At 49.0% G+C, this 24,403-nt stretch carries 23 protein-coding genes and 4 tRNA genes; 19 read left to right on the top strand and 8 right to left on the bottom strand.

Annotated features, from left to right (window positions below; translation table 11 throughout):
* Positions 1-79: 79 nt before the first annotated feature.
* Positions 80-1,789 carry an extracellular solute-binding protein gene (locus ACIHKT_RS06545; protein WP_174402990.1) on the bottom strand — a complete coding sequence of 570 codons (1,710 nt, stop codon included), beginning with the start codon at positions 1,787-1,789 and terminating at the stop codon, positions 80-82.
* A gap of 205 nt (positions 1,790-1,994) precedes the next feature.
* Here ACIHKT_RS06545 and ACIHKT_RS06540 point away from each other — a divergent pair, with 205 nt between their 5' ends.
* The 3 genes from ACIHKT_RS06540 to ACIHKT_RS06530 all read left to right on the top strand — a co-directional run bounded on the left by ACIHKT_RS06540 (position 1,995) and on the right by ACIHKT_RS06530 (position 5,585).
* Entirely contained in the window at positions 1,995-3,515 is a 1,521-nt protein-coding gene (locus ACIHKT_RS06540) for a response regulator (protein WP_174192935.1), read from the top strand.
* Between the two features lie 18 nt (positions 3,516-3,533).
* A complete protein-coding gene (locus ACIHKT_RS06535) occupies positions 3,534-5,285 on the top strand; it encodes a sensor histidine kinase (protein ID WP_174402989.1) in 1,752 nt (583 codons plus the stop codon).
* A gap of 114 nt (positions 5,286-5,399) precedes the next feature.
* Positions 5,400-5,585: an IS3 family transposase gene (locus tag ACIHKT_RS06530; RefSeq protein ID WP_086036033.1), complete on the top strand. Its 186-nt coding sequence runs from the start codon at positions 5,400-5,402 to the stop codon at positions 5,583-5,585.
* A 149-nt stretch (positions 5,586-5,734) separates the two neighbouring features.
* Here ACIHKT_RS06530 and ACIHKT_RS06525 read toward each other — a convergent pair.
* Positions 5,735-5,811, bottom strand: a tRNA-Arg gene (locus ACIHKT_RS06525).
* Positions 5,812-5,894: 83 nt separating this feature from the next.
* Entirely contained in the window at positions 5,895-6,311 is a 417-nt protein-coding gene (locus ACIHKT_RS06520; protein WP_086036032.1) for a helix-turn-helix domain-containing protein, read from the bottom strand.
* 189 nt (positions 6,312-6,500) lie between these two features.
* On the opposite strand from ACIHKT_RS06520, the gene ACIHKT_RS06515 reads away from it, so the two are divergent.
* The 6 genes from ACIHKT_RS06515 to htpG all read left to right on the top strand — a co-directional run bounded on the left by ACIHKT_RS06515 (position 6,501) and on the right by htpG (position 12,619).
* A complete protein-coding gene (locus ACIHKT_RS06515) occupies positions 6,501-7,523 on the top strand; it encodes an ABC transporter substrate-binding protein (RefSeq protein WP_174192939.1) in 1,023 nt (340 codons plus the stop codon).
* 93 nt (positions 7,524-7,616) lie between these two features.
* Positions 7,617-8,603 carry an ABC transporter permease gene (locus ACIHKT_RS06510; RefSeq protein WP_086036030.1) on the top strand — a complete coding sequence of 329 codons (987 nt, stop codon included), beginning with the start codon at positions 7,617-7,619 and terminating at the stop codon, positions 8,601-8,603.
* A gap of 4 nt (positions 8,604-8,607) precedes the next feature.
* A complete protein-coding gene (locus ACIHKT_RS06505) occupies positions 8,608-9,402 on the top strand; it encodes an ABC transporter ATP-binding protein (protein WP_086036029.1) in 795 nt (264 codons plus the stop codon).
* 381 nt (positions 9,403-9,783) lie between these two features.
* Positions 9,784-9,927 (top strand): hypothetical protein, encoded by a 144-nt coding sequence (locus ACIHKT_RS06500; RefSeq protein ID WP_157658956.1) that lies wholly within the window; start codon positions 9,784-9,786, stop codon positions 9,925-9,927.
* A gap of 16 nt (positions 9,928-9,943) precedes the next feature.
* Positions 9,944-10,501: a GNAT family N-acetyltransferase gene (locus ACIHKT_RS06495; RefSeq protein WP_174192941.1), complete on the top strand. Its 558-nt coding sequence runs from the start codon at positions 9,944-9,946 to the stop codon at positions 10,499-10,501.
* Between the two features lie 195 nt (positions 10,502-10,696).
* The gene (gene htpG / locus ACIHKT_RS06490; protein WP_086036862.1) at positions 10,697-12,619 is read left to right on the top strand and encodes a molecular chaperone HtpG; all 1,923 of its coding nucleotides are present in this window, start codon (positions 10,697-10,699) and stop codon (positions 12,617-12,619) included.
* Between the two features lie 94 nt (positions 12,620-12,713).
* Here the strand turns inward: htpG and ACIHKT_RS06485 are convergent, their stop codons facing one another.
* Both ACIHKT_RS06485 and ACIHKT_RS06480 read right to left on the bottom strand, forming a co-directional pair.
* Positions 12,714-14,096 (bottom strand): glycine--tRNA ligase, encoded by a 1,383-nt coding sequence (locus ACIHKT_RS06485; protein ID WP_174192943.1) that lies wholly within the window; start codon positions 14,094-14,096, stop codon positions 12,714-12,716.
* Between the two features lie 26 nt (positions 14,097-14,122).
* On the bottom strand, positions 14,123-14,557 hold the full coding sequence (locus ACIHKT_RS06480; RefSeq protein WP_157658954.1) for a GtrA family protein: 435 nt from the start codon (positions 14,555-14,557) through the stop codon (positions 14,123-14,125).
* A 174-nt stretch (positions 14,558-14,731) separates the two neighbouring features.
* Between ACIHKT_RS06480 and ACIHKT_RS06475 the strand changes: the two genes are divergently transcribed.
* Together ACIHKT_RS06475 and ACIHKT_RS06470 are read left to right on the top strand one after the other, a co-directional pair.
* Positions 14,732-14,807 (top strand) — tRNA-Pro (locus tag ACIHKT_RS06475).
* Between the two features lie 193 nt (positions 14,808-15,000).
* Positions 15,001-15,411 carry a peptide deformylase gene (locus tag ACIHKT_RS06470; RefSeq protein WP_174192945.1) on the top strand — a complete coding sequence of 137 codons (411 nt, stop codon included), beginning with the start codon at positions 15,001-15,003 and terminating at the stop codon, positions 15,409-15,411.
* Positions 15,412-15,438: 27 nt separating this feature from the next.
* Here the strand turns inward: ACIHKT_RS06470 and ACIHKT_RS06465 are convergent, their stop codons facing one another.
* Both ACIHKT_RS06465 and ACIHKT_RS06460 read right to left on the bottom strand, forming a co-directional pair.
* Positions 15,439-16,005: a chromate transporter gene (locus ACIHKT_RS06465; RefSeq protein WP_086036024.1), complete on the bottom strand. Its 567-nt coding sequence runs from the start codon at positions 16,003-16,005 to the stop codon at positions 15,439-15,441.
* Complete coding sequence (locus ACIHKT_RS06460) at positions 16,002-16,577, bottom strand: chromate transporter (RefSeq protein WP_086036023.1); 576 nt, start codon at positions 16,575-16,577, stop codon at positions 16,002-16,004. Before ACIHKT_RS06460 ends, ACIHKT_RS06465 begins: the two co-directional genes overlap by 4 nt.
* A 276-nt stretch (positions 16,578-16,853) precedes the next feature.
* Between ACIHKT_RS06460 and ACIHKT_RS06455 the strand changes: the two genes are divergently transcribed.
* The 3 genes from ACIHKT_RS06455 (at position 16,854) to ACIHKT_RS06445 (ending at position 18,291) form a co-directional block, all read left to right on the top strand.
* Positions 16,854-16,942 (top strand) — tRNA-Ser (locus ACIHKT_RS06455).
* A 48-nt stretch (positions 16,943-16,990) separates the two neighbouring features.
* Positions 16,991-17,080 (top strand) — tRNA-Ser (locus tag ACIHKT_RS06450).
* Between the two features lie 104 nt (positions 17,081-17,184).
* Positions 17,185-18,291: a DUF362 domain-containing protein gene (locus ACIHKT_RS06445; protein WP_086036022.1), complete on the top strand. Its 1,107-nt coding sequence runs from the start codon at positions 17,185-17,187 to the stop codon at positions 18,289-18,291.
* A gap of 14 nt (positions 18,292-18,305) precedes the next feature.
* Here ACIHKT_RS06445 and gluQRS read toward each other — a convergent pair whose 3' ends face one another.
* Entirely contained in the window at positions 18,306-19,301 is a 996-nt protein-coding gene (gene gluQRS, locus ACIHKT_RS06440) for a tRNA glutamyl-Q(34) synthetase GluQRS (protein ID WP_086036021.1), read from the bottom strand.
* A gap of 184 nt (positions 19,302-19,485) precedes the next feature.
* On the opposite strand from gluQRS, the gene ACIHKT_RS06435 reads away from it, so the two are divergent.
* The 5 genes from ACIHKT_RS06435 (at position 19,486) to ACIHKT_RS06415 (ending at position 24,357) form a co-directional block, all read left to right on the top strand.
* Positions 19,486-20,622 carry an aldo/keto reductase gene (locus ACIHKT_RS06435; protein ID WP_086036020.1) on the top strand — a complete coding sequence of 379 codons (1,137 nt, stop codon included), beginning with the start codon at positions 19,486-19,488 and terminating at the stop codon, positions 20,620-20,622.
* 29 nt (positions 20,623-20,651) lie between these two features.
* Complete coding sequence (locus ACIHKT_RS06430; RefSeq protein WP_174192951.1) at positions 20,652-22,142, top strand: NAD(P)/FAD-dependent oxidoreductase; 1,491 nt, start codon at positions 20,652-20,654, stop codon at positions 22,140-22,142.
* A gap of 45 nt (positions 22,143-22,187) precedes the next feature.
* Positions 22,188-22,763: a nitroreductase family protein gene (locus ACIHKT_RS06425; protein WP_086036018.1), complete on the top strand. Its 576-nt coding sequence runs from the start codon at positions 22,188-22,190 to the stop codon at positions 22,761-22,763.
* Positions 22,764-23,053: 290 nt separating this feature from the next.
* Positions 23,054-23,464 carry an Hsp20/alpha crystallin family protein gene (locus ACIHKT_RS06420; RefSeq protein ID WP_174402987.1) on the top strand — a complete coding sequence of 137 codons (411 nt, stop codon included), beginning with the start codon at positions 23,054-23,056 and terminating at the stop codon, positions 23,462-23,464.
* A 125-nt stretch (positions 23,465-23,589) separates the two neighbouring features.
* Positions 23,590-24,357 (top strand): glycerophosphodiester phosphodiesterase, encoded by a 768-nt coding sequence (locus tag ACIHKT_RS06415; protein WP_086036016.1) that lies wholly within the window; start codon positions 23,590-23,592, stop codon positions 24,355-24,357.
* Positions 24,358-24,403 lie beyond the last annotated feature (46 nt).

Raw genomic sequence — 24,403 nt, 5'->3', positions numbered from 1 at the left:
TTTTATGAAGCAATTCCATCGATATCCTCCTTAATAAAATGGGACCGTGTTTTTTAATGACACAGCCCCACCACTTTTCTTATTTCCCAGAAGCTTGGGATTCTACTTCGCTCGTTATTTGACTGCCGCCCTGTGCCTTCCAGTCGCTAACAAACTTATCAAAGGAGTTTGGCTGAGCTGCTCCTGTTATAATCTTTATAACATTTTCGCTCTCCAGTTTATCCAGATTTGTCCACATGGATTCCATGGAATCGGTTGTTCCTGTAAAGCCCGGCACCTGCCAGTTAAACAGGTTTTTCTCAGTAAGTTTATAGTACAGTCCTAAACCGAACATTCGAGAGGTATAATGTGACCAGTCTTCCACCGGCGCGGACTTCTTGTTTTTGTTATACTCGTTAATCTCGGTGACAATCATACGGTCTTCCGCCATATCAATATCGTTGACTTTGGAGGGATCTTTTACAGCTGCCGAAATCTGTTCGTAACTGCGAAGATTCAATTTTGCGTCCAATATTTCCATATTGACTGGTTTTGTGGCATTGTCCATCTGCATGGCTTTGGATATATTTGGCATGGCTTTGGCTGCATCTTTTCCATTCAGAGTATCATAGAACAAGTTCAAGATTTTCATAACAGCCTCAGGATGCTGATACCCTTTGCGTACCACTAAATACTTGTCCGACGGTGAAACGTGCATAAAATTAACTTTACCGTTTTTGTCGGCGATTGCATAGCATCTGAATTCTGCGTTCGGGTCTTTCTCTTTTACCAGGTTGAAGCACCAGTCGGGCATATGCCATGGTCCAAAAGCGATACCAGACTGATTGTTTACCAAAAGGCCCTGGCAGTCATTCCATGTGCGCGTGCCGGTTTGTGGATCAAGGATTCCTTCCTTAAACCAACTTGCCATGGTAGTAAGGAACTCCTTTGTCTCATTGGTAAGGGAGCCATACACAATTTTCCCATCCTTATCTTTCTGCCAATGTTTCGGGAAAGCATTAAAGGAATTGGCTATGCCGGTTAGAGTGAAGGAACCGCCGTCATTGGAGCCATCAGTCGGGAATTGCTGTACGGGAATGCCAACTGGTTTCCCAGTTTTACCGGGATCCTTCGCAATGAACTGCTTTGCTACATTTTTCAGTTCATCCGGTGTGAGGCACCCATCCCCGTCTGGATCCAACTTAATACCAAGTTTGTCGGCCCAATCTTGACGAATCCAAGCCGCATTGGAACCCGCATCGCCGCCTACGTCCGGCATTGCCATGATTTTTCCGTCAAAAGTGCATTTTTTAAAGGCACCGCCATCGTAAACATCTTTGAACGAATTATAAATTTCTTTTATTTTATCAGAGGCATATTGGTTATAGACATCTGACAAGTCCATAATCTGGTCATTGTCTACCATTTCTTTTAGGTCATTGTGATTAACCAGCATCATGTCCGGCAAGGAACTGCTTGCTACCGCCAGTGAAACCTGACGGTCATAATCCGCACCGTTTGCCTCAAATGCATCTTTAATTACAATATTCAACTTTTCTTTTAAAATCCGTGTGTATTCGTTATTTTCATAAGTATCGCCCTTTGGCAACCGTGCATTGGTAGCCGTTTGCCGTCCCGTGTTGACTACGATTGGTTGATCATACTTAGCCATTGGGTTTGTTACCTTAGATGCGGTAGCTGGCTTAGATGAGGCGCTTGGAGTGGAACCGCCGCAGGCGGATAACCCAACCGCAAGTGATGCTGCCAAAGCAAAAGCTACAGAGCGTTTGACAATATGTTTTCTTTTCATTACTGAACCTCCCATTTGTTTTTGCGTTCCCTAATATTCACAATCTCAGTGAATTTTAAACGCAAATTTAGTATAATCTATCTATACAGTTGCTGTAAATAGCAAAGAATCCAGATATCTGTACAAATATCCTGAATTTTATTGAAAGCATCAAATAAAACAATTATACTTAATTTGACCTTGAATTCTAAGTGGAGGTGCCCTTATGTACCGGATTCTGATTGCGGATGACGAAAAGGATGAGCGGGAAGCAGTAAAATTTCTTTTGAAGAAATATAAATTCGAACTGGACATTGTGGAGTCCGAAAATGGCCATGACGCCCTACAAAAAGCAAAAAAACAAGGAACTGACATCTTGCTTACGGACGTACGAATGCCTTTTTTGTTGGGAACAGAACTTGCATCTCAAACGCGGGAATTGTATCCGAATGTACAAATTATATTTTTCAGTGGCTATAATGACTTTCCCTATGTTAAAAAAGCACTTACTTTGGGGGCTGTCGATTACATACTGAAACCCATTAACCCTGAGGAACTGAGAAAAGTGTTGGAAAAAGCAATTCAAAAACTGAATGCACGAAAGCAAATCATTATGCAGAAGCAATTTGCCGCTGCTTATCTGCAGAATCATGTTTTGTCCCGGCTGCTGTACGGGGCCAAGGCAGAAATGCTTTGCAGTGAATATAGAGATATTGACCTCGCTTTTTTAGAAAAATTCAAACAGCTGCTTCTGCTTCAATTTGATAATCCTATTTTTGGAAGTATCCCTCAGGACCATTTCGAAAAATCCATTGCAGGCGTGCTGAGAGGATGGCCGCATCACTTCCTCAATCTGAACACTTATCAAAGTGTTTTATTCCTGCAAGATACAGAAACAGATTCATCAGTTGCTGCAATGGCACAAATTCTTCAAAAACAAATTTCTGCGGATGCGGGTGAGCCTTGTTACATTTCCATCAGCAGCCCACTAACAGGAGCAGATTCCATTGCAGCGGCATATGCACAGGCAGAAAAAGCACTGGATGACCGATTCTTTTTTAGAAACTGCTATGTATATCCGATTCCTGATAAAATTTCAACCAGCTTGGAATCTTATGAGGATGATGATGCCTTGCTTCGTTCCGCCGCGGATGCCATTCGGTTCAAGGACAGCTACAGTTTGCAGAAAAGCGTTAATATGCTTTTGACAAAGTATCAGCACAAACGCAACCAGTCGCACATCAATGTGAGCTATATCCTGTCTCAGCTGGCTACTATTTTATACAGTGCACTGCCTGCTGACAAAGAAGACCTGCAGGTAGTGATTGAGCGCCTGTATTTCTGTCAGTACTTTGAGGAAAGCAAAGCTCTTATATTGGACGTCACGAAAAGAGTTGTTGCAACTCTTGCCGCTGATACCGAATCCACAGGGCATACGATTCGTATGCTTAAGCAATTTATTCAAAATCATTATGGCGAGGAATTAAGCCTTTCCCGGCTTGCAAAACAGTTTTACCTATCCCCGCATTATTTAAGTGATTTGTTTATTAGTGAAACCGGCTGTGGAATTAATAAGTACATAAAAACCATGCGCATGGAAAAAGCGAAAGAACAATTATTAAATACAAATGAAAAAATCCAGGATATCTGCAAAAGCGTCGGCTACACAAACTTTTCGTACTTCTGCAGAAGTTTTCGGGAAACTTTCGGGCAAACGCCGGAATCCTACCGGCAGTCAGCACACTAGGCCAAAAGGAGAATACCTATGCGGCAGTTAAAGCAAGTTCTATTAAAATGGTATCGTAATATAAATTTTCGTCAAAAAATTTATATGGTATGTATTTTAGCCGGACTGATTCCGGTTCTTGTACTTGGTGTCTTCTGCTACCTACAAATTGATAATCTACTGGTGAACCGTGAAAAACAGGCAGAGCAGGACACCCTCAAACAGGCCGCTATTGTTTTTCAAAACAAACTCGACACATACCGAAACACAGTTTCAAATGTTGCATGGAACAACAGTATCAGACAAGCAGTAACGCGCAATTACACCAATAATTACGAAATGTATCTTGCCTATAGAGATGAAGTTGACCCGCCTTTAGCAGCCATATCTATGCTGAATGGCGACATCAGTTCTGAAACACTGTATATTTCCCGCAATTTATATCCGCATGGAAACACAGTCAAAACCCTGGAAGACGCCAAAAAAGAACCTTGGTATCAGACAGCGGTGCATGCCAGAAAACCATCTTTTTATATCTCAAGGGAAAAAGAAGACATGGCTGTGTGCTGTCCGATTTTTTCCTCATCCTTAAAATCAGAGAATTATATTGCTTTTGACCTTAACTATAAGGGGATTTTCTCACAGTTCAACACGTTATTTGACAATAATTTCGGTGTTTTACTGTTGGACAAGCACGGCACGATTCTGTATTCTTATCAAAACTTCAGAAATCAGATACCGGAGAAACAAATTCAAGCCTTTGCAAAAGACAAAAAGCTGCCGAAAAACTATATCAGCATGGGAAATGTTCTGACAGAGGAAGGCTGGACTTTATTCTTATATCGCCCTATGAGTACCATATGGAAAAACATAGCACCCATTTTGCTGATGGTTGTGTTAGTAGTTCTTGGCTGCGCGTTCCTACTGAACCTGCTCACACGAAATTTATCCTATGTAATTGTACGTCCATTGGAAACACTGACACGCAATATGAAGCTGATTGGGAGCAAGGGACTTTTTGTGGATTTACCGCCGGACGAACCCTGCAATGATGAAATAGGCGTACTGGCCAAGCAGTTCCGCATAATGGTCCGAAAGCTGCAGCGGCTGGTCGATGAAATTTATAAAACCAACATTGAAAAGCAAAAATATGAAATTAAGGCCCTGCAGGCTCAAATAAATCCGCACTTCTTTTATAACAGCCTCTCACTAATCAACAGCAAAGCACTTGTTTCAGGGCAGGAAGATATCAGCGAAATGGCACAGCTGCTTTCCACTTATTATCGTACTACACTAAATCGGGGGAATTCTGAAATATCTGTAGAGGACGAATGGAAAAACACAGTTTCTTACATTAAAATACAAATAATGATGCATAGCCGGTCATTCCAGTTTGTTGAAACTTTGGATCCTTCTGTTTTAAATTATAAAATGCCAAATCTCATTTTGCAGCCTTTAGCGGAAAATGCCATTATTCATGGGATAGACCAGCGGACGATGCCCGGCCCCGGGTTGCTGGAAATTTCTTGTAAAGTAATAAATGACCAGATAGAATTTATAGTTAAGGATAATGGATGCGGAATTGCACCGGATAAGCTCAAAAATATTTTGACTGCTAAGAGCAATGGATATGGCATAAAAAACATACAGCGCCGTATTCAGCTCTATTTTGGAAAAAGTTTCGGCCTGACATTTGCAAGCACTGAAAATAAAGGAACAACCGTAACACTGCGAATCCCTGCACAAGAAACATTAACGAATATTTCTGGCTTTGAACAAATTTCACCTTGAGAAGAATGCTGGATTGTTAAATGAAGTTTCGCATTCAAAACGGAAGTACATGATGAATGTACGGGCGCATACCGGAATTATAGTTGGAAATAAAGCTTTTCACGACTTGGCACTTTGGGAGGTAGTGCCTGGGGTGGAAGCTTTTTTCTATTCTCAAAAAAGAAAATTGTCCACTGGCATGTCTATCCTACGAGAGAAGCTGCCCGCCAAGCCATATTTGAATATATTGAGGTCTTTTACAACCGCCGTCGAGTTCAAAAACGTTTGGGCTATCTTTCCCCAGTTCAATTTTTCTGTTGACGCCCCTTGTTTCCAGGGAACGGTCTTTGCGGCTGCCTGCTGGGGGCATTTTATTTGAAAAGTAGTCAAACTGTAGTCAAACCGCATTATGGGCAAAAAAGCCCGCATGGTCAAACCATAAAAATGGCTTAACCATGCGGGTTTCGTTTTGGTGCGCCTGCCCGGATTCGAACCGGGGGCCTTTGGAGTCGGAGTCCAACGCTCTATCCAGCTGAGCTACAAGCGCATAAAAAAGTTTTCAACAGAGGAATGAAACCTCTGCCAGAACAGCTTTTTTATTATAGCACAAGTTTTAAGCAGTGACAAGTCTTAAATTAAGTCGATTGTGTCACAGTGCAGTACAGCGGCAATTTTTCCAAGAGCCGCTGTGCTCGGCTCCACTTCGTGGTGCTCCATTCTGTAAATATCGTATTGGGTCAGCCCCACCTGGTCCGCCAGCTGCAGGCGTGTCAGGCCGGCGGCTTTGCGCCGCTGCTCCATTTTTCGCTCCTGCTCCAGCAGGAAAGCAAGCTTGTTTGCGTTGTCCACCAGAAGCGGTGCACCGTTATGCATCTGCAGGTAGCAGGTGCTGCCGTTGGGTGCGGAAAACTGGCCTTCCTGCAGCGTGTAGCCCTTCGGCAGGGTGTAGTCACGGCCGCCATCGTCAGCGCCGCTTGGTTCGGGAGTCAGAGAGCACACCGGTTCGTTCTGTCCCTGTGTATCGTAAATATAAATTCTGGCAGTCATAAGCAAGGCACTCCTTATTTTTACGGTATTTTCGGTAATTCTGTTTCTATTATATCGGTATTCCGGCAAAAAAGCAAAGTACCTATGCTTGACATTCTGTGGAATGTTGTGTAATATGTAAATGACTTTATGCCATTGAAACGTTAAAGCGCCTGAAAACGCGGCCAGCAGAAAACTGGAGGTATCATGATGAAAAAGAGAAGAAAAGTTCTTGCGGCCATTTTGGCGGCCGCAGTGCTGACAGGCATGACAGCCTGCGGTGGAAGCAGCTCCGCATCCGGCAGCACGGCAGCATCTGGCAGCACCGCAAAACAGTATACCATTGGTGTGGCACAGTACATGACCCATCCGGCGATGGACGCTTCCCTGAAAGGCTTTAAAGAGGGCATGGAGGCTGCTGGTTTTAAAGAGGGCAGCAACGTTATATATGATGTACAGAACGCACAGGGGGACCAGCCCAACTGCGTTACCGTGGCAAATACCCTGTCCAGCAAGAAACCGGACCTTATCCTCGCCATCGCAACACCGATTGCACAGGCTGTCGCTAAGGCTGTTACAGATACACCGGTTGTTGTCACTGCTGTTACGAACCCAGCAGAGGCCAAATTGGTGGACAGCAACGAAAAGCCCGGCGGCAATATCACCGGCACCAGCGATAAAACGCCGGTTAATGAGCAGATTAAACTGATGAAGCAGGTTGTTCCGAAGGTGCAGACCGTCGGCATTATGTACTGCTCCAGTGAAACCAACTCCAAGCTGCAGGCGGATTGGGCAGAAGCCGCCTGTAAGGCAAATGGTCTGCAGTATAAGGAATTCACTGTTTCTGCGGCGAATGAAATCCAGCAGGTGGCACAGTCCATGGCTGGCAAGGTGCAGGCGGTGTATATTCCGACTGATAATATGCTGGCTTCCGGTATGAAAGTGGTCACCGGCGTAACAACACAGGCTAAGCTGCCGGTCTTCGTTGGAGAAAGCGGCATGGTTTCCAACGGCGGCCTGATGACGATTGGCATTAACTATGAAGCGCTGGGCAAGCAGACCGGTGCCATGGCGGCCAAAATCCTGAAAGGCGAAAGCAAGCCGGCGGATATGCCGATTGAATACCTGAAAAACTATGATATTTCTTATAATTCCGCTGTTGCAAAACAGCTGAATATTACTCTGCCGGACAGCGTGATGAAAACCGGCAAGGACGTAAGCAGCGCTGCATAACTTAGAAAGTCACATAGGGGTGCCCCGCGGCTGCGGCTGCGGGGTATTTCCATTGCCATACAGGAATTTTTACAAAATGAGGAGACCAGTTTTATGGATATTGCAAATTTCTTCGGTGCACTGCACGGCGCAGTGGCGCAGGGCGTCATATGGAGCATTATGACGCTGGGCGTATACATTACCTTCCGAATTCTGGATTTTCCGGATATGACCGTTGACGGCAGCTTCGCCACAGGCGGTTCCGTGGCGGCCATGCTGGTCGGGCTGCATGGTGTCAACCCATTTGTGGCACTGCTGGCGGCGATGGGTGCCGGTATGCTGTGCGGCTTTATTACAGGCTTTTTAACAACAAAAATGAAAATACCGGGCATTCTTGCCGGTATCCTGACAATGACAGCGTTGTATTCCATCAATATCCGCGTTATGGGCGGTGCCATGGTTCCGCTGAACGGTGTAGATACGGTGGATACCATTGTGCGGCACTGGATTCCCAGCCTAAGCCCCAAAAACTGCCAGCTGCTTCTGGGCGGCATTCTGGCGGCAGCCATTATTGTGCTTCTGTACTGGTTCTTCGGTACGGAGCTGGGCAGTTCCATCCGTGCAACGGGCAACAACCCCTACATGGTGCGCTCTCTGGGTGTTAACACTGACAGTATGACGATGATTGCGCTGGTTATCAGCAACGGACTGGTGGCGCTTTCCGGCGGCCTGTTCGCACAGGTACAGGGTTCCGCTTCTGTGGATATGGGCGTTGGCACCATCGTTATCGGCTTGGCGTCCGTCATTATCGGCGAAGTGGTGCTGGGGCGCCGCGTCAGTTTTATGCTGCGGCTGATCTGTATGGTGCTGGGCTCGATTATTTACCGTGCGGTGATTGCCATTGTTCTGTTCTTTGGTCTGCGCAGCACGGACATGAAGCTGATTACCGCTATCATTGTAGCAGTGGCACTGTTTGTGCCGAAAGTGAAAAAGGACGTTACCCGCTGGAATGCTATCCGCAGGGAAAAGCAGGAACCGGTACCCGTGCCGGACGGCACAGACGGCCTGTACAAAGCGAACAAACCGGACGAAAGGGAGTGAGAAGATGCTGCAGCTGACAAATGTATGCAAGACATTTAACAAAGGGACTGTCAATGAAAAGCGTGCGCTTACAAATATTACCCTGCACCTGCAGCCCGGCGATTTTGTGACCATTATTGGCGGCAACGGCGCTGGAAAAAGTACGCTGCTGAACTTAATTGCAGGTGCTTTCCCATGCGACAGCGGCAGCATCGTGCTGGACAGCGTCGATGTTACCCGCCTGCCGGAGCACAAGCGTGCAAAGTATTTGGGGCGCGTGTTCCAGGACCCTATGCGCGGTACAGCCGGAGATATGAATATTGAAGAGAATTTGGCAATGGCCTACCGCCGTGGAAAATCCCGCACCCTGCGCTGGGGCATTACCAGTGAAGAACGCACTTTGTATAAAGAAAGACTGAAAGTTTTGGACCTCGGACTAGAGAATCGCCTAACCAGTAAAGTTGGACTGCTTTCCGGCGGCCAGCGGCAGGCACTGACACTGTTGATGGCAACACTGCAGAAGCCGCAGCTGCTGCTATTGGATGAACACACTGCGGCACTGGACCCGAAAACGGCGGATACGGTGTTGCAGCAGACCAAAAAAATTGTAGAAGAACAGAATTTAACAGCGATGATGGTGACGCACAATATGCGGCAGGCCATTGAACTGGGAAACCGTATCATCATGATGGGCAGCGGACATATTCTGTTCGATATTGGCGGGGAAGAGAAAAAGCATCTGAAAGTGGATGACCTTCTTAAACGCTTTCAGACAGCAGAAGGCCATGAGCTGGACAACGACCGCATGCTGCTTTCCTGATTTTTCTTTCTTGTCTTGTATAGAAAAGGCCGCTGTGACGAGGGAAAAAGTCACAGCGGCCTTTTTTTCTGCGCTGACATCACACATATCATGGGCAGAAAGAAAGTTCCTTTTGGAAATGACTGTGCTGCAGAAGATGCAAAACGAAGCAGACAGTAAAAATGCATTTGTCACCGCCTAACCGGCCGCTGCTACGACCCGGAACTGCCACCGTCCGCACATCGCGTCTTTTAATTCCTATAAGACAATTAAGTAAAAGGTACGAAAGGGGAAATGCTATGAGAGGGGAATTTCCACCAAAATGGCGGTGCGATGCAGACTGTTTGACCTCGGCGATGCGGCCGGCTGACGCGGATAACAACCAATGACAACCTCCATGCCATGTGCTTTTATCAAAAGCGCGGCTTTGACATGGTGCAGATTTTCCGCAATGCCGTGCAGGCATCATGCCGGTTAAAGCCGTCTATTCCACTGACCGGCGACTTTGATATTCCCATTCGTCACGAAATTGAAAAGGTCCTGTAAGAGAGGAGAAATGCCATTGCGGTACAAAAAGGAAATTACTTTAAAAGACGGACAGGACTGCCTTCTGCGCAGCGCTGTTGCAGAAGATGCACAGGAGATTTTAGAGCATCAGCGTATTACTTCCGCAGAAACAGACTTTATGGCGCGTTATCCGGACGAGATATGCGATACACCGGAAAAGGAAGCATACCTTCTGCAAGCCGTGGAGGCAGACCCGCACAGCATTATGCTGTCTGCTTTTGTCAGCGGAAATCTGGCGGGCAGTGCGAGTGTTTTTACGGATAAAGTGCATTCCCGCTGTGGTCACCGCGGTGATTTCGGCATTTCCGTAAAACAGAAATACTGGAATGAGGGCATTGGCTCCGCGCTGCTGCAGGCGTGTTTGGAGGCAGCCCAGAGAGCCGGACTGGAACAGGTGGAGCTGGGTGTGGTGGATACTAACCTGCGCGCTTTTCACCTGTACCGCAGGTTTGGGTTCCAAATTTATGGGATGCTGCCCAATGCATTTCGCTATCGGGACGGCAGCTATGCCGGTGAATATGAGATGGTATGCAAATTTTCCGAACAGAAATAAAATAACAAGGGAACGCTGGTGCGTTTTGTGTTCCGCAGAATGTTCGCGCCGCAGCAAAATGCAGCGGCATAAAAAGGCAAAAATCGTTTTTGACGAAGTATTCACAATTTGTTTATTGAAATTTTCCAGCGAATGGTTTACAATGGATTTAGCACTTGACGAAGCAGAGTGCTAAAAACAAGAATCAGAGGCGGTATTGCAATGAAACAGTTTAAGGCAGAGTCAAAACGTCTTTTGGACTTGATGATTAACTCTATTTACACGCACAAGGAAATCTTCATGCGCGAACTAATCAGCAACGCAAGTGATGCGATAGATAAGATGTATTATCGGTCCCTGCAGGAAAACGACACGGGCCTTTCCCGTGACGATTTCAAAATTCACATTGCACTGGACAAACCGGGCCGCAAAATTATTATTGAGGATAACGGCTGCGGCATGACAAAGGACGACATGGAAAAGGACCTCGGCACTATCGCCAAGTCCGGCTCCCTCGCCTTTAAGCAGGAAAACAAAGACAAAAAGAACGATAATAACATCGATATCATCGGTCAGTTCGGTGTTGGCTTTTATGCGGCCTTTATGGTGGCAAAGCAGGTTACAGTGGAAAGCAAAGCCTACGGCAGCGATGAAGCATGGTGCTGGCAGAGCAGCGGTGCGGAGGGATACACTGTGGACCCCTGTGAAAAAGCAGAGCGCGGCACAAAAATCACACTGGACCTGAAGGACAATACAGACGACGACAATTACGACACATACCTTGACCAGTACACGATTAAGAACCTCATTAAGAAATACAGCGACTATATCCGCTATCCTATTCGCATGGATATGCAGAAGAGCCGCCAAAAACCAAAGCCGGAAAATGCTCCTAAGGACTATAAGCCGGAGTATGAGGACTATACCGAAGTGGAAACACTGAACTCCATGGTCCCCTTATGGCGGAAGAACAAAAACGAGGTAAAGCCGGAAGAGTACAACAGCTTCTATAAAAACAAGTTCGGCGACTATGAGGACCCGCTTAAGGTGATTCACAGCTACAACGAAGGTGTAGCTACTTACACAGCACTGCTGTTTATTCCGGCACGCGCCAGCTATGACTACTACACCCGTGACTATGAAAAGGGATTGCAGCTGTACAGCAACGGCGTGCTCATTATGGACAAATGTTCCGACCTGCTGCCGGACTGCTTCAGCTTTGTACGCGGCCTTGTCGACAGCCAGGACCTGAGCCTCAACATTTCCCGTGAAACGCTGCAGCATGACCACCAGCTGCATATTATTGAGGGCCGTCTGGAAAAGAAGATTAAGTCTGAACTGCTGAATATGCTGAAAAACGACCGCGAAAAGTACGAGCAGTTCTATAAAGCCTTTGGTCTGCAGCTGAAGTACGGTGTTTACAGCGACTTCGGTCAGCACAAAGAACTGCTGCAGGACTTGCTGCTGTTCTACTCCAGCAGTGAAAAGAAACTGGTTACCCTGCAGGAGTATGTGGACCGTATGAAGCCGGACCAGAAGAACATTTACTATGCCTGCGGTGAAACGACCGCCAAAGTGGATATGCTGCCGCAGACCGAGGCGGTTAAGGACAAGGGGTACGAGATTCTGTACCTGACCAGCCCCGTGGACGAGTTTGCTCTGCGTGCTCTGATGAAGTACGACGACAAAGAGTTCAAGTCTGTTTCAGACGATGACCTTGACCTGCAGACCGAAGAGGAAAAAGCGGCCGCTAAGAAGAAAGTGGAAGAAAACAAGGATATGCTTAACTTCATGAAGGACGCCCTGAATGGTGAAGTGAAGGAAGTTATCCTTTCCACAAAGCTCAAGAGCCACCCTGTCTGCCTGTCCACAAATGGTGCCCTGTCCATGGGGATGGAAAAGGTGCTGAATCAGATGCCGAACAATGGTGGGGAAAAGGTCAAGGCACAGCGGGTGCTGGAAATCAACGCAAATCATCCGGTTTTCCAGAAGCTCACAGCGCTGTACAAGCTGGACCAGAATACGCTGAAAAAGTATACGAAGCTGCTGTATACACAGGCACTACTGATTGAGGGCGTACAGATTGAGGACCCGGTTTCTTTCAGCAATGACATCTGCGATTTGATGGTTAAAGCATAAATCGTTCTTATAAAACAGACAGTATGATAAAAGAGGTCGCCGTATCACATTTTGTGGTACAGCGGCCTCTCTGCTTTCTTATTTATGTTGTATTTTAGAAATCAATCTTTTCCTGCAGCCAGTCGGTCAGTTTGTCGATAGAAATGCGCTCCTGATTCATGGAGTCACGGTCACGGATAGTGACGCAGCCGTCATCGCCGCTATCAAAGTCATAGGTAATGCAGTACGGCGTGCCAATTTCGTCCTGACGGCGGTAGCGCTTGCCGATGGAGCCAGTCTCGTCGTAATCCATCATGAAGTGCTTGGACAGGTCCGCATAAATCTTTTGTGCGGGTTCCTTCAGCTTCTTGGAAAGCGGCAGCACAGCAGCTTTAAAGGGGGCCAGTGCCGGGTGCAGATGCAGAACAACACGGGTGTCCTTCTTTTCTGCGTTGACAACTTCTTCGTCGTAGGCGTCGCACAGGAAAGCAAGCGCTACACGGTCCGCACCCAGAGAAGGCTCAATGACATAGGGGATATAGTGCTCATTTGTTTCCGCGTCAAAATAGGTCAGGTCTTTGCCACTATGGTCCTGATGACGAGTCAGGTCATAGTTTGTGCGGTCGGCAACCCCCCACAGTTCGCCCCAGCCGAATGGGAACAGATACTCAATATCGGTCGTTGCCTTGGAGTAGAAGGAGAGTTCTTCTTTCTCATGGTCGCGCAGACGCAGGTTCTCTTTGGTCAGGCCGAGAGAATGCAGCCAGTTTTCGCAGAAGTCTTTCCAGTACTTGAACCATTCGAGATCCGTGTCCGGCTTGCAGAAGAATTCACATTCCATCTGCTCAAATTCACGGGTGCGGAACGTGAAGTTGCCGGGGGTAATTTCGTTGCGGAAGCTCTTGCCAATCTGGCATACGCCGAAAGGCAGCTTTTTGCGTGTGGTGCGCTGAATGTTGGAAAAGTTCACAAAGATACCTTGCGCGGTTTCCGGACGCAGATAAACGGTGTTCTTTGCGTCCTCTGTGACGCCCTGAAAGGTTTTGAACATCAGGTTAAACTGACGAATGTCCGTGAAGTTTTCACTGCCGCAGTTGGGGCATTTGATGTGGTTTTCCTTGATGAACTGCATCATCTTTTCGTTGCTCCAGCCATCGGCCGGCTTGCCGGTGAAGTCCTCAATCAGTTTGTCCGCACGGTGGCGTGTTTTGCAGTCTTTGCAGTCCATCAGCGGGTCGGAAAATCCGCCCACATGGCCGGTAGCCACCCAAACTTCCGGATTCATCAGAATAGCGGAGTCGAGGCCGACATTGTAAGGGCTTTCCTGTACAAATTTTTTCAGCCATGCCTTTTTCACGTTGTTTTTGAATTCCACACCCAGCGGACCGTAGTCCCAGGTGTTGGATAGGCCTCCGTAAATTTCGCTGCCCGGATAGATAAAACCGCGGTTTTTGCACAGGGACACAATTGTGTCCATTGTTTTTTCTGTTGCTTTCATAATGTTCTTATCCTCCAAACCGGACCTCAGTCCGTTTTTTTTCGAAAAGTAATTAGTTTGCTTATCAGCCAGTTACCGGCAATCTCAATAACATTGGTAATCAGTTTCCAAATTAAATTGGACTGTCCCATTTGTTTGACGAAAACGGTGATGAGGATTTCGCCGATTGCGAAAGTGAGGAGCCGCCCGCCGGTAAAGGTGCCCAATTCGTACAGAACGGCCTTCAGCTTCCTTGCTTTGCTTTCAAAGACAAACTTTTTGTTCGTAACAAAGGCAAAGAGCATGGCGATCAGCCACGCGAAAAAGTAGGCCAGTGACTTGTCCATTAGGACAATGTCCGTCAGCACAAAGTAAATGGCAAGGTTCAGTGCGGTTGTTATTAACCCAAAAACGATATACAAAATCATTTCCCGGGAAGTAAGATATTTCCAGACAACCCGGATTTTTTCTTTGGTTGCCATAAGCACAGCATTCCTTTCCCCAATACGTTGAATACAGACGTACAATATTAGTTTACCATTCCAGTGAACACCTTTCAAGAAGTTTATAAGTTTTCGCATGAAAAGTGTGTGAAGAATTTTATATCTTGACATTTGTCTGTTTTTTTTCTATAATAGATATCGTTGTTGTTATATCGAGGTGTAGCGCAGTTGGTAGCGCGCATGGTTTGGGACCATGATGTCGCAGGTTCGAGTCCTGTCACCTCGACCAACAGAAGCCCCGGAATCATGCGATTCCGGGGCTTTCCTATTGTCTGATTCCAAGAAGATTCTTGCCGTTTGGGGCGGTGTGAGATAGAATAGATTTATCCGGCAGGGGAGTTGCGCTGTGCGGACTTAGCAATATTGTGAAAGCGACAAGCTGCCTTTTTGTTGGCAGCCCTACAGCAGATGGGAGAAAACAAATGATTCGGGAAATTATGAAGGACGAAGCGTTTTTGACACAAAGGGCAGAACCGGCCGCGGTAGATGATTTGGGTGTGGCAGCAGATTTACTGGAAACGTTGGAAGCCCATAAGGACATCTGTGTCGGTATGGCGGCCAACATGATTGGAGTGAATAAGCGCATTATTGCCTTCGATAATGGCGGTACATATATGGTGATGTTCAATCCGAAGATTATCAAAAAATCCGAACCATATAAAACCGAGGAAGGCTGTCTGTCCCTTACCGGCATACGCACAACTAAGCGCTGGAAGTCCATTAAGGTACAGTATCAGACTGCGGAGTTCCAGACGCGCTATAAGACCTTTACCGGATGGACGGCGCAAATCATTCAGCATGAAATCAACCACTGCGAGGGAATTTTGATATAATTTTTCACTTTGTGCTGTCAAGTGTGCTTATTTCCACAGATAAAGCAGAACACCAGCTGCACCGGTAGCCAGCATGATGTACACAGGGTTCGGCTTCCACTTGCGCAGAACAAACAGAGAGGCGGCAAAAAGGATGACTGCCCGCCAGTCAATATGCGAAAAAGCGCCGAGAGACAGCGTGCTGGTTCCCAGCAGTGCAAGGAACAAAATGGCCAGCCCGGAGGAAGCGATGAGCGACACGACGGCCGGCCGCAGCCCACTGAATATTCCCTGCACCAGCGTTAGACTGCGGTATTTATAGTAGTAATGGCCGACAATCAGTGCGAGCACGGCAGTGGGGAAGATACACCCAAATGTTGCAAGAATGGCCCCCAAAACGCCGGCCATACGCATACCGACGAAAGTAGAGGCGTTTAGCGCGATAGGTCCCGGCGTCATTTGCGAAATGGTGATGACGTCCGTAAATTCCTGCATCGTAAGCCAGTGGTTCTCTGTAACCACCTGCTGCTGAATGACCGGCAAAATGCCATAGCCGCCGCCAAAGCTAAACAACCCCACCTGCAAAAAACTCCATAAAAGTTTCCAATAAATCATGCCTTTGGCGCCTTCTTCCGTTTCATCTGTACCATGGCCAAAATGCCGCCGAGAGCACCGCACGCGAGAATTACCCAGATAACATTTATGTTTAAGAAATAGATGGCAATAAAAGAGGCCGCCATAATCAGAATGGAAAGTGTCTCTTTGGACCGAGCCGTTTTCACTGCACCGGAAATGACAACATCTGCAATGACTGCGGCGATGCCTGCCTGCATTCCTTTCAAAACCGCGTTCACAATTCGGTTGGACTTAAATGCCTGATAGAACAGGGAAACAACTGACAAAATCACCAGCGGCGGCAGGGCAGTTGCCAGCAGCGCGGTCAGCGCGCCGGGAATTCCAGCCAGCCGATAACCGACCAGCGCGGAGGCATCTACCGCCATTGGCCCGGGCAGTGACTGCGAAATAGCGACGATGTCCAGCATTTCATCTTCGTCAATCCAGTGTAGTGTATCACAGAACTTTTGCTTCATCAGCGGCACAATCACATATCCGCCGCCAAATGTAAAGGCGCTTACGGAAAAAGTGGCCGCAAACAGTTGCCTGTAAAAATGAAAGTCCCTTTTCAAAACAATTCCTCCCGTTGTTTTCTTCACTCACAGCATAACACAAAACAATTATATTGAAAACATCTAATTCATGAGTTATCTATGTGACATTTATATCAATTGAGAGTCTGCAGTGACTTTGTTGAGCTGTACAAAGAATTGACCTTTTGATGGCACCGTTTTTCTGTGGAGGAAATGGCAAAGTACTTCTTTCAGTCTTTTACGGAAAAAAACGAAAAAAGGCTTGACAGAAACCTATGTGATATGGTATTATTTATTACGCACTTGTGATGTTATGGAGAGGTGTCCGAGTGGTTTATGGAGCTGGTCTTGAAAACCAGTGATCCCGCAAGGGACCAAGAGTTCGAATCTCTTCCTCTCCGCCATAGAATTCTTCTGTTATAAATTGAACAGTTTTTAGTGTTTTCACCCATGGAGAAATACCCAAGTGGTGAAGGGGCTCCCCTGCTAAGGGAGTAGGTCGGGAAACTGGCGCGAGGGTTCAAATCCCTCTTTCTCCGCCAAAGTAAAACCCGCATAAGACCGGCTATTTGCCGATTTTATGCGGGCCTTTTTGTACATAAAAATAATATAAAGATGCTTTGAAAAGGAAAGGAGCTTTTGCACCATGGAAAAATCAAAAGTCTATTTTACGGATATGCGCGTAACACTGAGGGAAAATCTGCCGCAGAAGCTGCACCGGCTGCTGAAAACGGCCGGCATTGGAAATATCGACTTTGAAAAGCGGTTTGCCGCGATTAAAATTCACTTTGGCGAGCCCGGAAATTTGGCTTTCCTGCGGCCAAACTATGCAAAAGTGGTGGCCGACACCGTGCGGGAACTGGGCGGCAAGCCTTTTTTAACTGACTGCAATACCCTGTATGTTGGCGGCCGGAAAAATGCGCTGGACCATTTGGACTCGGCCAATGAAAACGGATTTTCCCCAATGACGACTGGCTGCCAGTTAATCATTGCGGATGGCCTGAAGGGAACGGATGAAGAGTTGGTGCCGGTAGAGGGTGGCGAATATGTCAAAGAGGCAAAAATCGGCCGCGCGGTCATGGATGCAGACGTGGTGATTTCACTGTCACACTTCAAGGTACATGAAGCTACCGGCATTGGCGGCGCACTGAAAAATATCGGCATGGGCTGCGGTTCACGCGCGGGAAAAATGGAGATGCACAGCAGCGGCAAGCCCCATGTAGACCAAAGCCTGTGTGTCGGCTGCGGTTCCTGCCAGCGGAACTGCGCACACAGTGCCATTACCATTGCGGACCGCAAGGCGTCCATCGACCACAGCAAATGTGTTGGCTGTGGTCGATGCATTGGTGCCTGCCCGCGGGACGCGGTTCTGCCGGCTTCAGACGAATCCAATGATATTCTAAATAAGAAAATTGTAGAATATTCATGGGCCGTGCTGCACAACCGCCCGCAGTTCCATATCAGTCTGGTTGTGGACGTTTCGCCGAACTGCGATTGTCATGCGGAAAATGACCTGCCTATCGTGCCAAATGTGGGTATGTTTGCATCATTCGACCCGGTGGCGCTGGACCTCGCCTGTGCCCGCGCGGTCAACAGTCAGCCAGTTATCCCCGGCAGCCTGCTGGACCAGAGTGACCGTTCCTGCGGCGATTACTTTACGGCGCTGCACCCCACAACCAACTGGAAAGTGATGATTCAGCATGGCGTAAAAATGGGGCTCGGCAGCAGTGACTATGAACTAATTCGTGTATAAAGAATAAAGATGTACTAACGATTTCGCAGTGCAGAAATGTTCCAGTTTTGCGGCGGCGTCTGGTACCACTGCGCTGGAATACGGATATTTTCCTTTGGTACGTTGTCCCAGCAAAACAGCGGTAGCAGTTCCCGCGGAGAAATTGGCTCCGGCCGGGGCAGCTGACCGCACAAAAAAGCCAGCAGTCCGATGAGCGGGCGAGCGTCCGGCAGACTTTGGCGCAGCACTTCCAAACTCAAATCGTGGTCACGTTTGGAAAGCCGCCGTCCGTCCGGCGCAAGCAGTAGTGGAATATGACGGTAGTGCGGCGGCGGGAATCCCAGCAGTTCAAACAGGTATATCTGCCGTGCCGTGGAAGAGAGCAGATCTTTTCCACGCACGACTTCCGTAACACCCATTCGTGCATCGTCCGCCACCACTGCCAGCTGATAGGCGAATACACCGTCTGAACGCCGCACCAGAAAATCGCCGCATTCCAGCGGCAGGCTTTCGGTGTAAGGCCCCTGACAGCCGTCCACAAAGGTAATGGTTCGGTCCGGTACCCGCAGACGGTCGGCCGGCCGGCGGATTTTGGACAGTTGCGCGGCTTCTTCGGCGGAAAGGGAACGGCAGTGTCCGTTATAAAGAACCTGTCCGTCTGAAAGATGGGGAGCACTGGCCGCGTGCAGCTGTGCACGAGAACAGAAGCAGGGGTACAGCAGCCCTTTTTCCCGCAGCTTTTGCAGCGCTTTTTCATACAGCGGTGCACATTCACTCTGATAATAGGGGCCACGCGGTCCGCCTTTGCTCCCACCCTCGTCCCAGTCAATCCCCAGCCAGAGGATGTCTTCTTCCAGCAAGTCGGCGTACTGCCTGGGACAGCGCATGGCGTCTAAGTCTTCTATGCGCAGCACCATGCGCCCGCCCTGCTGCCGAACAGAAAGCCATGCCAGCAGGGCACACAGCACATTGCCAAGGTGCATTCGTCCGCTGGGGGTAGGGGCAAAACGCCCGCAGATATTTTTTGACAAAATCGTTCACTCCTGTATCTCTAATATTCCTGCTCATTATTATAATGCGGCTGCTTAAAAAAGCAAAGGATTCCGCTTGCAAACAGGGCGGGTGAGCGATACAATACAGTTAAATGGCAGCAAAAGAATGTGGCAGGCACATCAGTCGGCCGCTGTCTGTTCTTGAAGAGAACGGAGGAATTGTATGATTTCCAGAGGATACCGAAATACGGACGCACACCCGTCACTGCTGGGTTTTGGCACTATGCGCCTACCCCGTTTGCAGTCCGACAAACCGGAGATTGACGTGCCGCGTGCACAGGAATTGATTGACTACGCCTATGCCCACGGTGTCAATTATTATGATACGGCTTATATGTACCACGACGGCTTGTCGGAGGAATTTATCGGGCAGGCCCTGCGCAAATACCCGCGGGAAAGCTACTTTCTGGCGGACAAAATGCCCGCATGGAGTATGACGGACCAGTCACAGGTAGACAAAATTTTTCAGACACAGCTTGTGCGCTGCGGCGTCAGCTACTTTGATTTTTACCTTTGTCATGGGTTGGACCGGCATATGCTGGAAAAGTTTCGTAAATTTCATATTCTGGACTATTTGAAGCAGAAAAAGGCGGAGGGTACTATCCGGCAGCTGGGATTTTCTTTTCACGATACGCCGGAGGTATTGGAGCAGATTCTGGAGGCCTACGACTGGGATTTTGCCCAGATACAGCTCAACTATTTTGACTGGATAGCACAGAACGCGGAAAAGCAGTATCGTCTGTTGGCCGAGCGCGGCATTCCTGTGGTCGTTATGGAGCCGGTGCGCGGCGGTGCGCTGGCTGCGCTGTGTCCGGCGGCGGAAAAACTGCTGAAAGCGGCGGAACCGCAGGCGAGCCTGGCTTCCTGGGCAATTCGCTTTGTGGCTTCTCTGCCGGGCGTGATGACCATGCTGAGCGGCATGAACAGTGCGGAACAGGTTCGGGATAATGTGCAGCTTTTGTCCGATTTTCACCCGCTGACCGCGGACGAGCGCCGCACATTGGGACAGGCGGTGGATTTGTATCGGGCGTATTTGACCATTCCCTGTACGGGCTGCCGATACTGCATGGAATGTCCCTCTGGTGTGGAAATTCCGACACTGTTCCGACTGTACAACGAATATAAAGTTTCTCATCGGGAAACTGATTTTCTGACCGCTTACAAAGCGCTGACAGAAAAACAGCGTGCTTCCGCCTGCATCGGCTGTGGGAACTGTGCGCAGCATTGCCCGCAGCATATTGATATTCCGGCAAAGATGAAGGAAATCTGTGCCACCATTGAAAAAATTCTGAACGACTGACCGTATATGGAGAGAGGGGAGAAGCTCTCTTGCAGGGACAAAAGCGAATCGCAATTATCGGTGGCGGAATCGCGGGCCTTTCCACGGGCATTTATGCCCAGAAGCACGGATTTCGTACAACGATTTATGAGGCGCTACCACAGATTGGCGGCGTGTGTGCACCGCTGCGTACCGCCGGTGTATCGCTGGAACCGACACTGCGTTTTTTGAACGGTGTGCGGGAAGATACGCCGCTGTACCGCTGCTGGCAGGAAACCGGCGGTTTGCAGGATACTTTGCCTGTTACACCGGACAGCTTTTTCACGGCGGAAGAGGCCGGTGCCACCGTGAACTTTTGCGGGGACATCAATGAATTTCTGGAAAGCACAGCGGCATGCAGTCCGGAGGACAGGGAACAGCTGAAGCGGTTTTGTACGGCGGTCGAAAAGGCAGGGGCATTCCGCCCGGCAACGGAGTGCCCGCCGGATCTGCTTTCACCTTTGAAAGCATTGGCTGGTGCGGCCGGCACTGAAAGCGGCCGTCTGCTGCTGCGGCTGCGGACAGTTTCTCTGCAGGACTACGCGCAGCAGTTTCATCATCCGGCACTGCGCTGTGCTTTTCGGGAAGTGCTGCCGCCGGGCAGTACATTGGCACAGCTGGTCTTTTCCTATTCTCGTTTTCTCAGCGGCGATTTGGCCGTGCCGGTGGGAGGCTCCGCGGGTATTGTACACCGTATGGCGAAACGCTATTTGGCAGAGGGCGGACAGCTGCGCTGTAAAGACCCCGTGAAAAAAATCATTGCGGCCAACGGCGCGGCACGCGGCATTGTGCTGGCAGGCGGAGAACATATGCTGACGCATTGGGTGATTGCGGCGTGTGACCCGGCCTATGCCTGCCGTGTCCTGCTGCAGGACCGGTACGGTATGGAGAAAAAGCTGCAGGACCGATACTGCATGCCGGAAAAATATACAACCTGCTCCCTGGTGCGCCTATTCTTTTCCGCGCCGGAGGAGTCCCTGCCGATAGAACGGACGCTGTCGTTTCCAACCGATGTCATTCCGGCGGAGGGGGACGGCATCAGCCGCCTGAGGGTGACACAGTTCAGCAATGACCCGACTTTTGTATTCAACGGCCGGGCAGAACTGGCGGTTGATTTCCCCATTGCGGGACGGCAGGCATTCCGCCGTTGGGAGGCACTGGCTGGCCAGCAGGCGGCTTATCGGGAAGAAATCCGCCTGCTGGCAGACAGTACACGGCAGGCGCTGGAAAAACATTTTCCGCAAATGCAGGGGCTGGTACAGTTCCTCGGCTGCCATACACCGGCAGACTATGCCCGGCGGTTCCACAATTTTCACGGCTCCTGTACGGCATTTATTCCAACTGCACAGGCACGTCCAGCACCGCTGACCGGCCGCCTGCCGGGACTTTCTCACCTGCTGCTGACGGGCCAGTGGCTTGGACCAACAGCCGGTATGCATACAGCGCTGCTGCAGGGCAAATTTACCGTACAGCGCATTTGTCGGGACGAACATATACCATGAGAATCCATTTAAGATAATCTATCCAAATAGACAGGAGGAAGCACCATGATTCGAGATTTGGTTGAAAAAAGCAGAAGCTACCGCGGCTATGACCAGAGCCGCCGTGTTTCTCGGGACGAGCTGCTGCAGCTGGTAGACTGCGCCCGGCTGACTCCTTCCAGTGTCAACCGTCAGCCGCTGCGCTATTATCTTGCCTGTACACCAGAGCAGACGGCAAAGATTCAGCCGCTGACGCACTGGGCACGCGCACTGCAGCCCATACAGCTGCCACATCCCGGTCACTGCCCGCCGGCATTTATTATCATTTGTCAGGATACAAATGTTGACAGTTCTCTGCAGCGGTATCAGCGGGATGTCGGAATCGTTGCGCAGACTATGCTGCTGGTGGCTGTGGAAAAGGGACTGGGCGGCTGTATGATTGGCAACTTCAGCCCCGCAGAAGTTGCCAAAGCACTGGACCTCAAACCCAATTTGGTTCCTATGCTGGTTGTTGCCATTGGCAAGCCGGACGAAACGATTATTCTTACCGAAGTCAAGAACGATGACACCAATTATTATCGGGATGAAAACGACGTGCATTACGTCCCGAAGCGCCGCTTAGAGGACCTCATTATCAACTGACTTTACAAAGAAGACTTAAAAACAAACCGGACATACCGCAGAATGTATGTCCGGCTTGTTTTATGCCTTTTTCAATTCGGTCCGGCAGACCCGCAGAAAAGTCGCAAAATATTAGCACTCGTAAATGATGACTGCTAATATTTACAATCGGTTCATAAAATAGAGAAAAAAACTTCACAGTTTCTGCGTATTATAGAAGTTGTCAAAGGGAAAGACCCAAAAGACAAAACAAAATCACTTGTGTCGCCCGCCAGACCGGGCAGACAGAGCAAAAACTGGAGGTTTTCATCATGTTTGACTTAATTCCTTTCGAGCAGCAGTTCTTCCGTCCTTTCGATGACGACTTCTTTGGCGTCCACGCAAACAGCGTCCTGCCGTGCCGCACGGATATCCGTGACGAGGGTAGCCAGTATGTTCTGGAAGCGGAACTGCCTGGTTTCCGCAAGGACGAAATCAAGGTCAACGTCAAGGATAACTGCATGACACTGACCGCACAGCACAAAGAAGAAAATGAACAGAAAAACAACGAGGGCCAGTATGTGCGCCGTGAGCGCCGTGTGACCAGTATGGGCCGTTCGTTCGATGTTTCTGACGTACAGGCAGATAAAATTTCCGCACGCTTTGAGAACGGCGTCTTGACACTGACCATGCCGAAGAAAGAAGCGGCAAAGCCGCTGCCGACCGAAATCACCATTGAATAAACCTGTTTTTCAGCCATGACAGATAGATAAAAGACTCCGCCGCCGAGGGTAACAACAGCCCTTAGCGGCGGTCTTTTTTACCAATTCGTGTTATAATAAAATGAAACGGATAAGGAGGGACAAATTTGGCAGTACAGATTTTTGCACACCGAGGTGCTTCCTTTGCGGCACCGGAGAATACTTTGCCAGCGTTTGAAAAGGCCGCTGCTCTTCACGTGGACGGCGTGGAGCTGGATGTACACTTGACCACCGATGGCCGCTTGGTGGTCATTCACGACGATACTGTGGACCGTACAACCAACGGGCAAGGCAGGGTGAACCGAATGACGCTGGAACAGCTGCGCGCACTGGACGCTTCCGCGGGGCGGCAGGGATATGGTGGTGTACGCATTCCGACACTGGCGGAAGTATACCGTCTGCTGGAGCCTACCCATTTGTTGGTGAATGTGGAGCTGAAAGAAAATCGACGCAGCCGCGACGGCTATGCGGTTATCCCAAAAGTGCTTGCACTGGAGGAATCTGCCGGTATGAGCGGACGCGTCTTCTATTCCTCTTTTAATCCGTTTCTTCTGCGGGAGCTGAAGCGCCGTTCCCCACAGAGCAAAACAGCGTTGCTTTATAAAGTGCCGCTTGCACGCGTCTGGAAGCTGGCCGCACGGCTGGTGGCAGATGCCATTCACCCCAAAGACAGTTTGCTGCGGGATACGGCTTTGGTGTCGCAGTGCCATACCCGCGGTTTGGCGGTGCGCCCATGGACGGCGGATGAACCGGCGGTGATGGAGGAGTTGTTTCGGCAGCAGGTCGATGCGGTTATCACAAACTGTCCGGAACAGGCACTGCATTTGCGTATAGATACGGTTCCCATGGCCGCCTCACATGCCTATTCAAAGTAAATACGGAAATAAAAAATCTCAGCAGTTGTGTAAAATCCGCTGAGAT

Origin of the sequence: Caproicibacterium sp. XB2 (genome assembly GCF_044880635.1) — a bacterium.
GTDB lineage: Bacteria > Bacillota > Clostridia > Oscillospirales > Acutalibacteraceae > Caproicibacterium > Caproicibacterium lactatifermentans.
Note: the sequence above shows the minus strand (reverse complement) of the source record. Positions and strands in the feature narration are given on the sequence as shown.

Bases quoted from the DNA above. Each gene is read 5' to 3' on its own strand.
- ACIHKT_RS06545 (WP_174402990.1), bottom strand. From the start codon at position 1,789: ATGAAAAGAAAACATATTGTCAAACGCTCTGTAGCTTTTGCTTTGGCA.
- ACIHKT_RS06540 (WP_174192935.1), top strand. From the start codon at position 1,995: ATGTACCGGATTCTGATTGCGGATGACGAAAAGGATGAGCGGGAAGCA.
- ACIHKT_RS06535 (WP_174402989.1), top strand. From the start codon at position 3,534: ATGCGGCAGTTAAAGCAAGTTCTATTAAAATGGTATCGTAATATAAAT.
- ACIHKT_RS06520 (WP_086036032.1), bottom strand. From the start codon at position 6,311: ATGACTGCCAGAATTTATATTTACGATACACAGGGACAGAACGAACCG.
- ACIHKT_RS06515 (WP_174192939.1), top strand. From the start codon at position 6,501: ATGAAAAAGAGAAGAAAAGTTCTTGCGGCCATTTTGGCGGCCGCAGTG.
- ACIHKT_RS06510 (WP_086036030.1), top strand. From the start codon at position 7,617: ATGGATATTGCAAATTTCTTCGGTGCACTGCACGGCGCAGTGGCGCAG.
- ACIHKT_RS06505 (WP_086036029.1), top strand. From the start codon at position 8,608: ATGCTGCAGCTGACAAATGTATGCAAGACATTTAACAAAGGGACTGTC.
- ACIHKT_RS06500 (WP_157658956.1), top strand. From the start codon at position 9,784: ATGTGCTTTTATCAAAAGCGCGGCTTTGACATGGTGCAGATTTTCCGC.
- ACIHKT_RS06485 (WP_174192943.1), bottom strand. From the start codon at position 14,096: ATGAAAGCAACAGAAAAAACAATGGACACAATTGTGTCCCTGTGCAAA.
- ACIHKT_RS06480 (WP_157658954.1), bottom strand. From the start codon at position 14,557: ATGGCAACCAAAGAAAAAATCCGGGTTGTCTGGAAATATCTTACTTCC.
- ACIHKT_RS06470 (WP_174192945.1), top strand. From the start codon at position 15,001: ATGATTCGGGAAATTATGAAGGACGAAGCGTTTTTGACACAAAGGGCA.
- ACIHKT_RS06465 (WP_086036024.1), bottom strand. From the start codon at position 16,005: ATGATTTATTGGAAACTTTTATGGAGTTTTTTGCAGGTGGGGTTGTTT.
- ACIHKT_RS06445 (WP_086036022.1), top strand. From the start codon at position 17,185: ATGGAAAAATCAAAAGTCTATTTTACGGATATGCGCGTAACACTGAGG.
- ACIHKT_RS06435 (WP_086036020.1), top strand. From the start codon at position 19,486: ATGATTTCCAGAGGATACCGAAATACGGACGCACACCCGTCACTGCTG.
- ACIHKT_RS06425 (WP_086036018.1), top strand. From the start codon at position 22,188: ATGATTCGAGATTTGGTTGAAAAAAGCAGAAGCTACCGCGGCTATGAC.
- ACIHKT_RS06420 (WP_174402987.1), top strand. From the start codon at position 23,054: ATGTTTGACTTAATTCCTTTCGAGCAGCAGTTCTTCCGTCCTTTCGAT.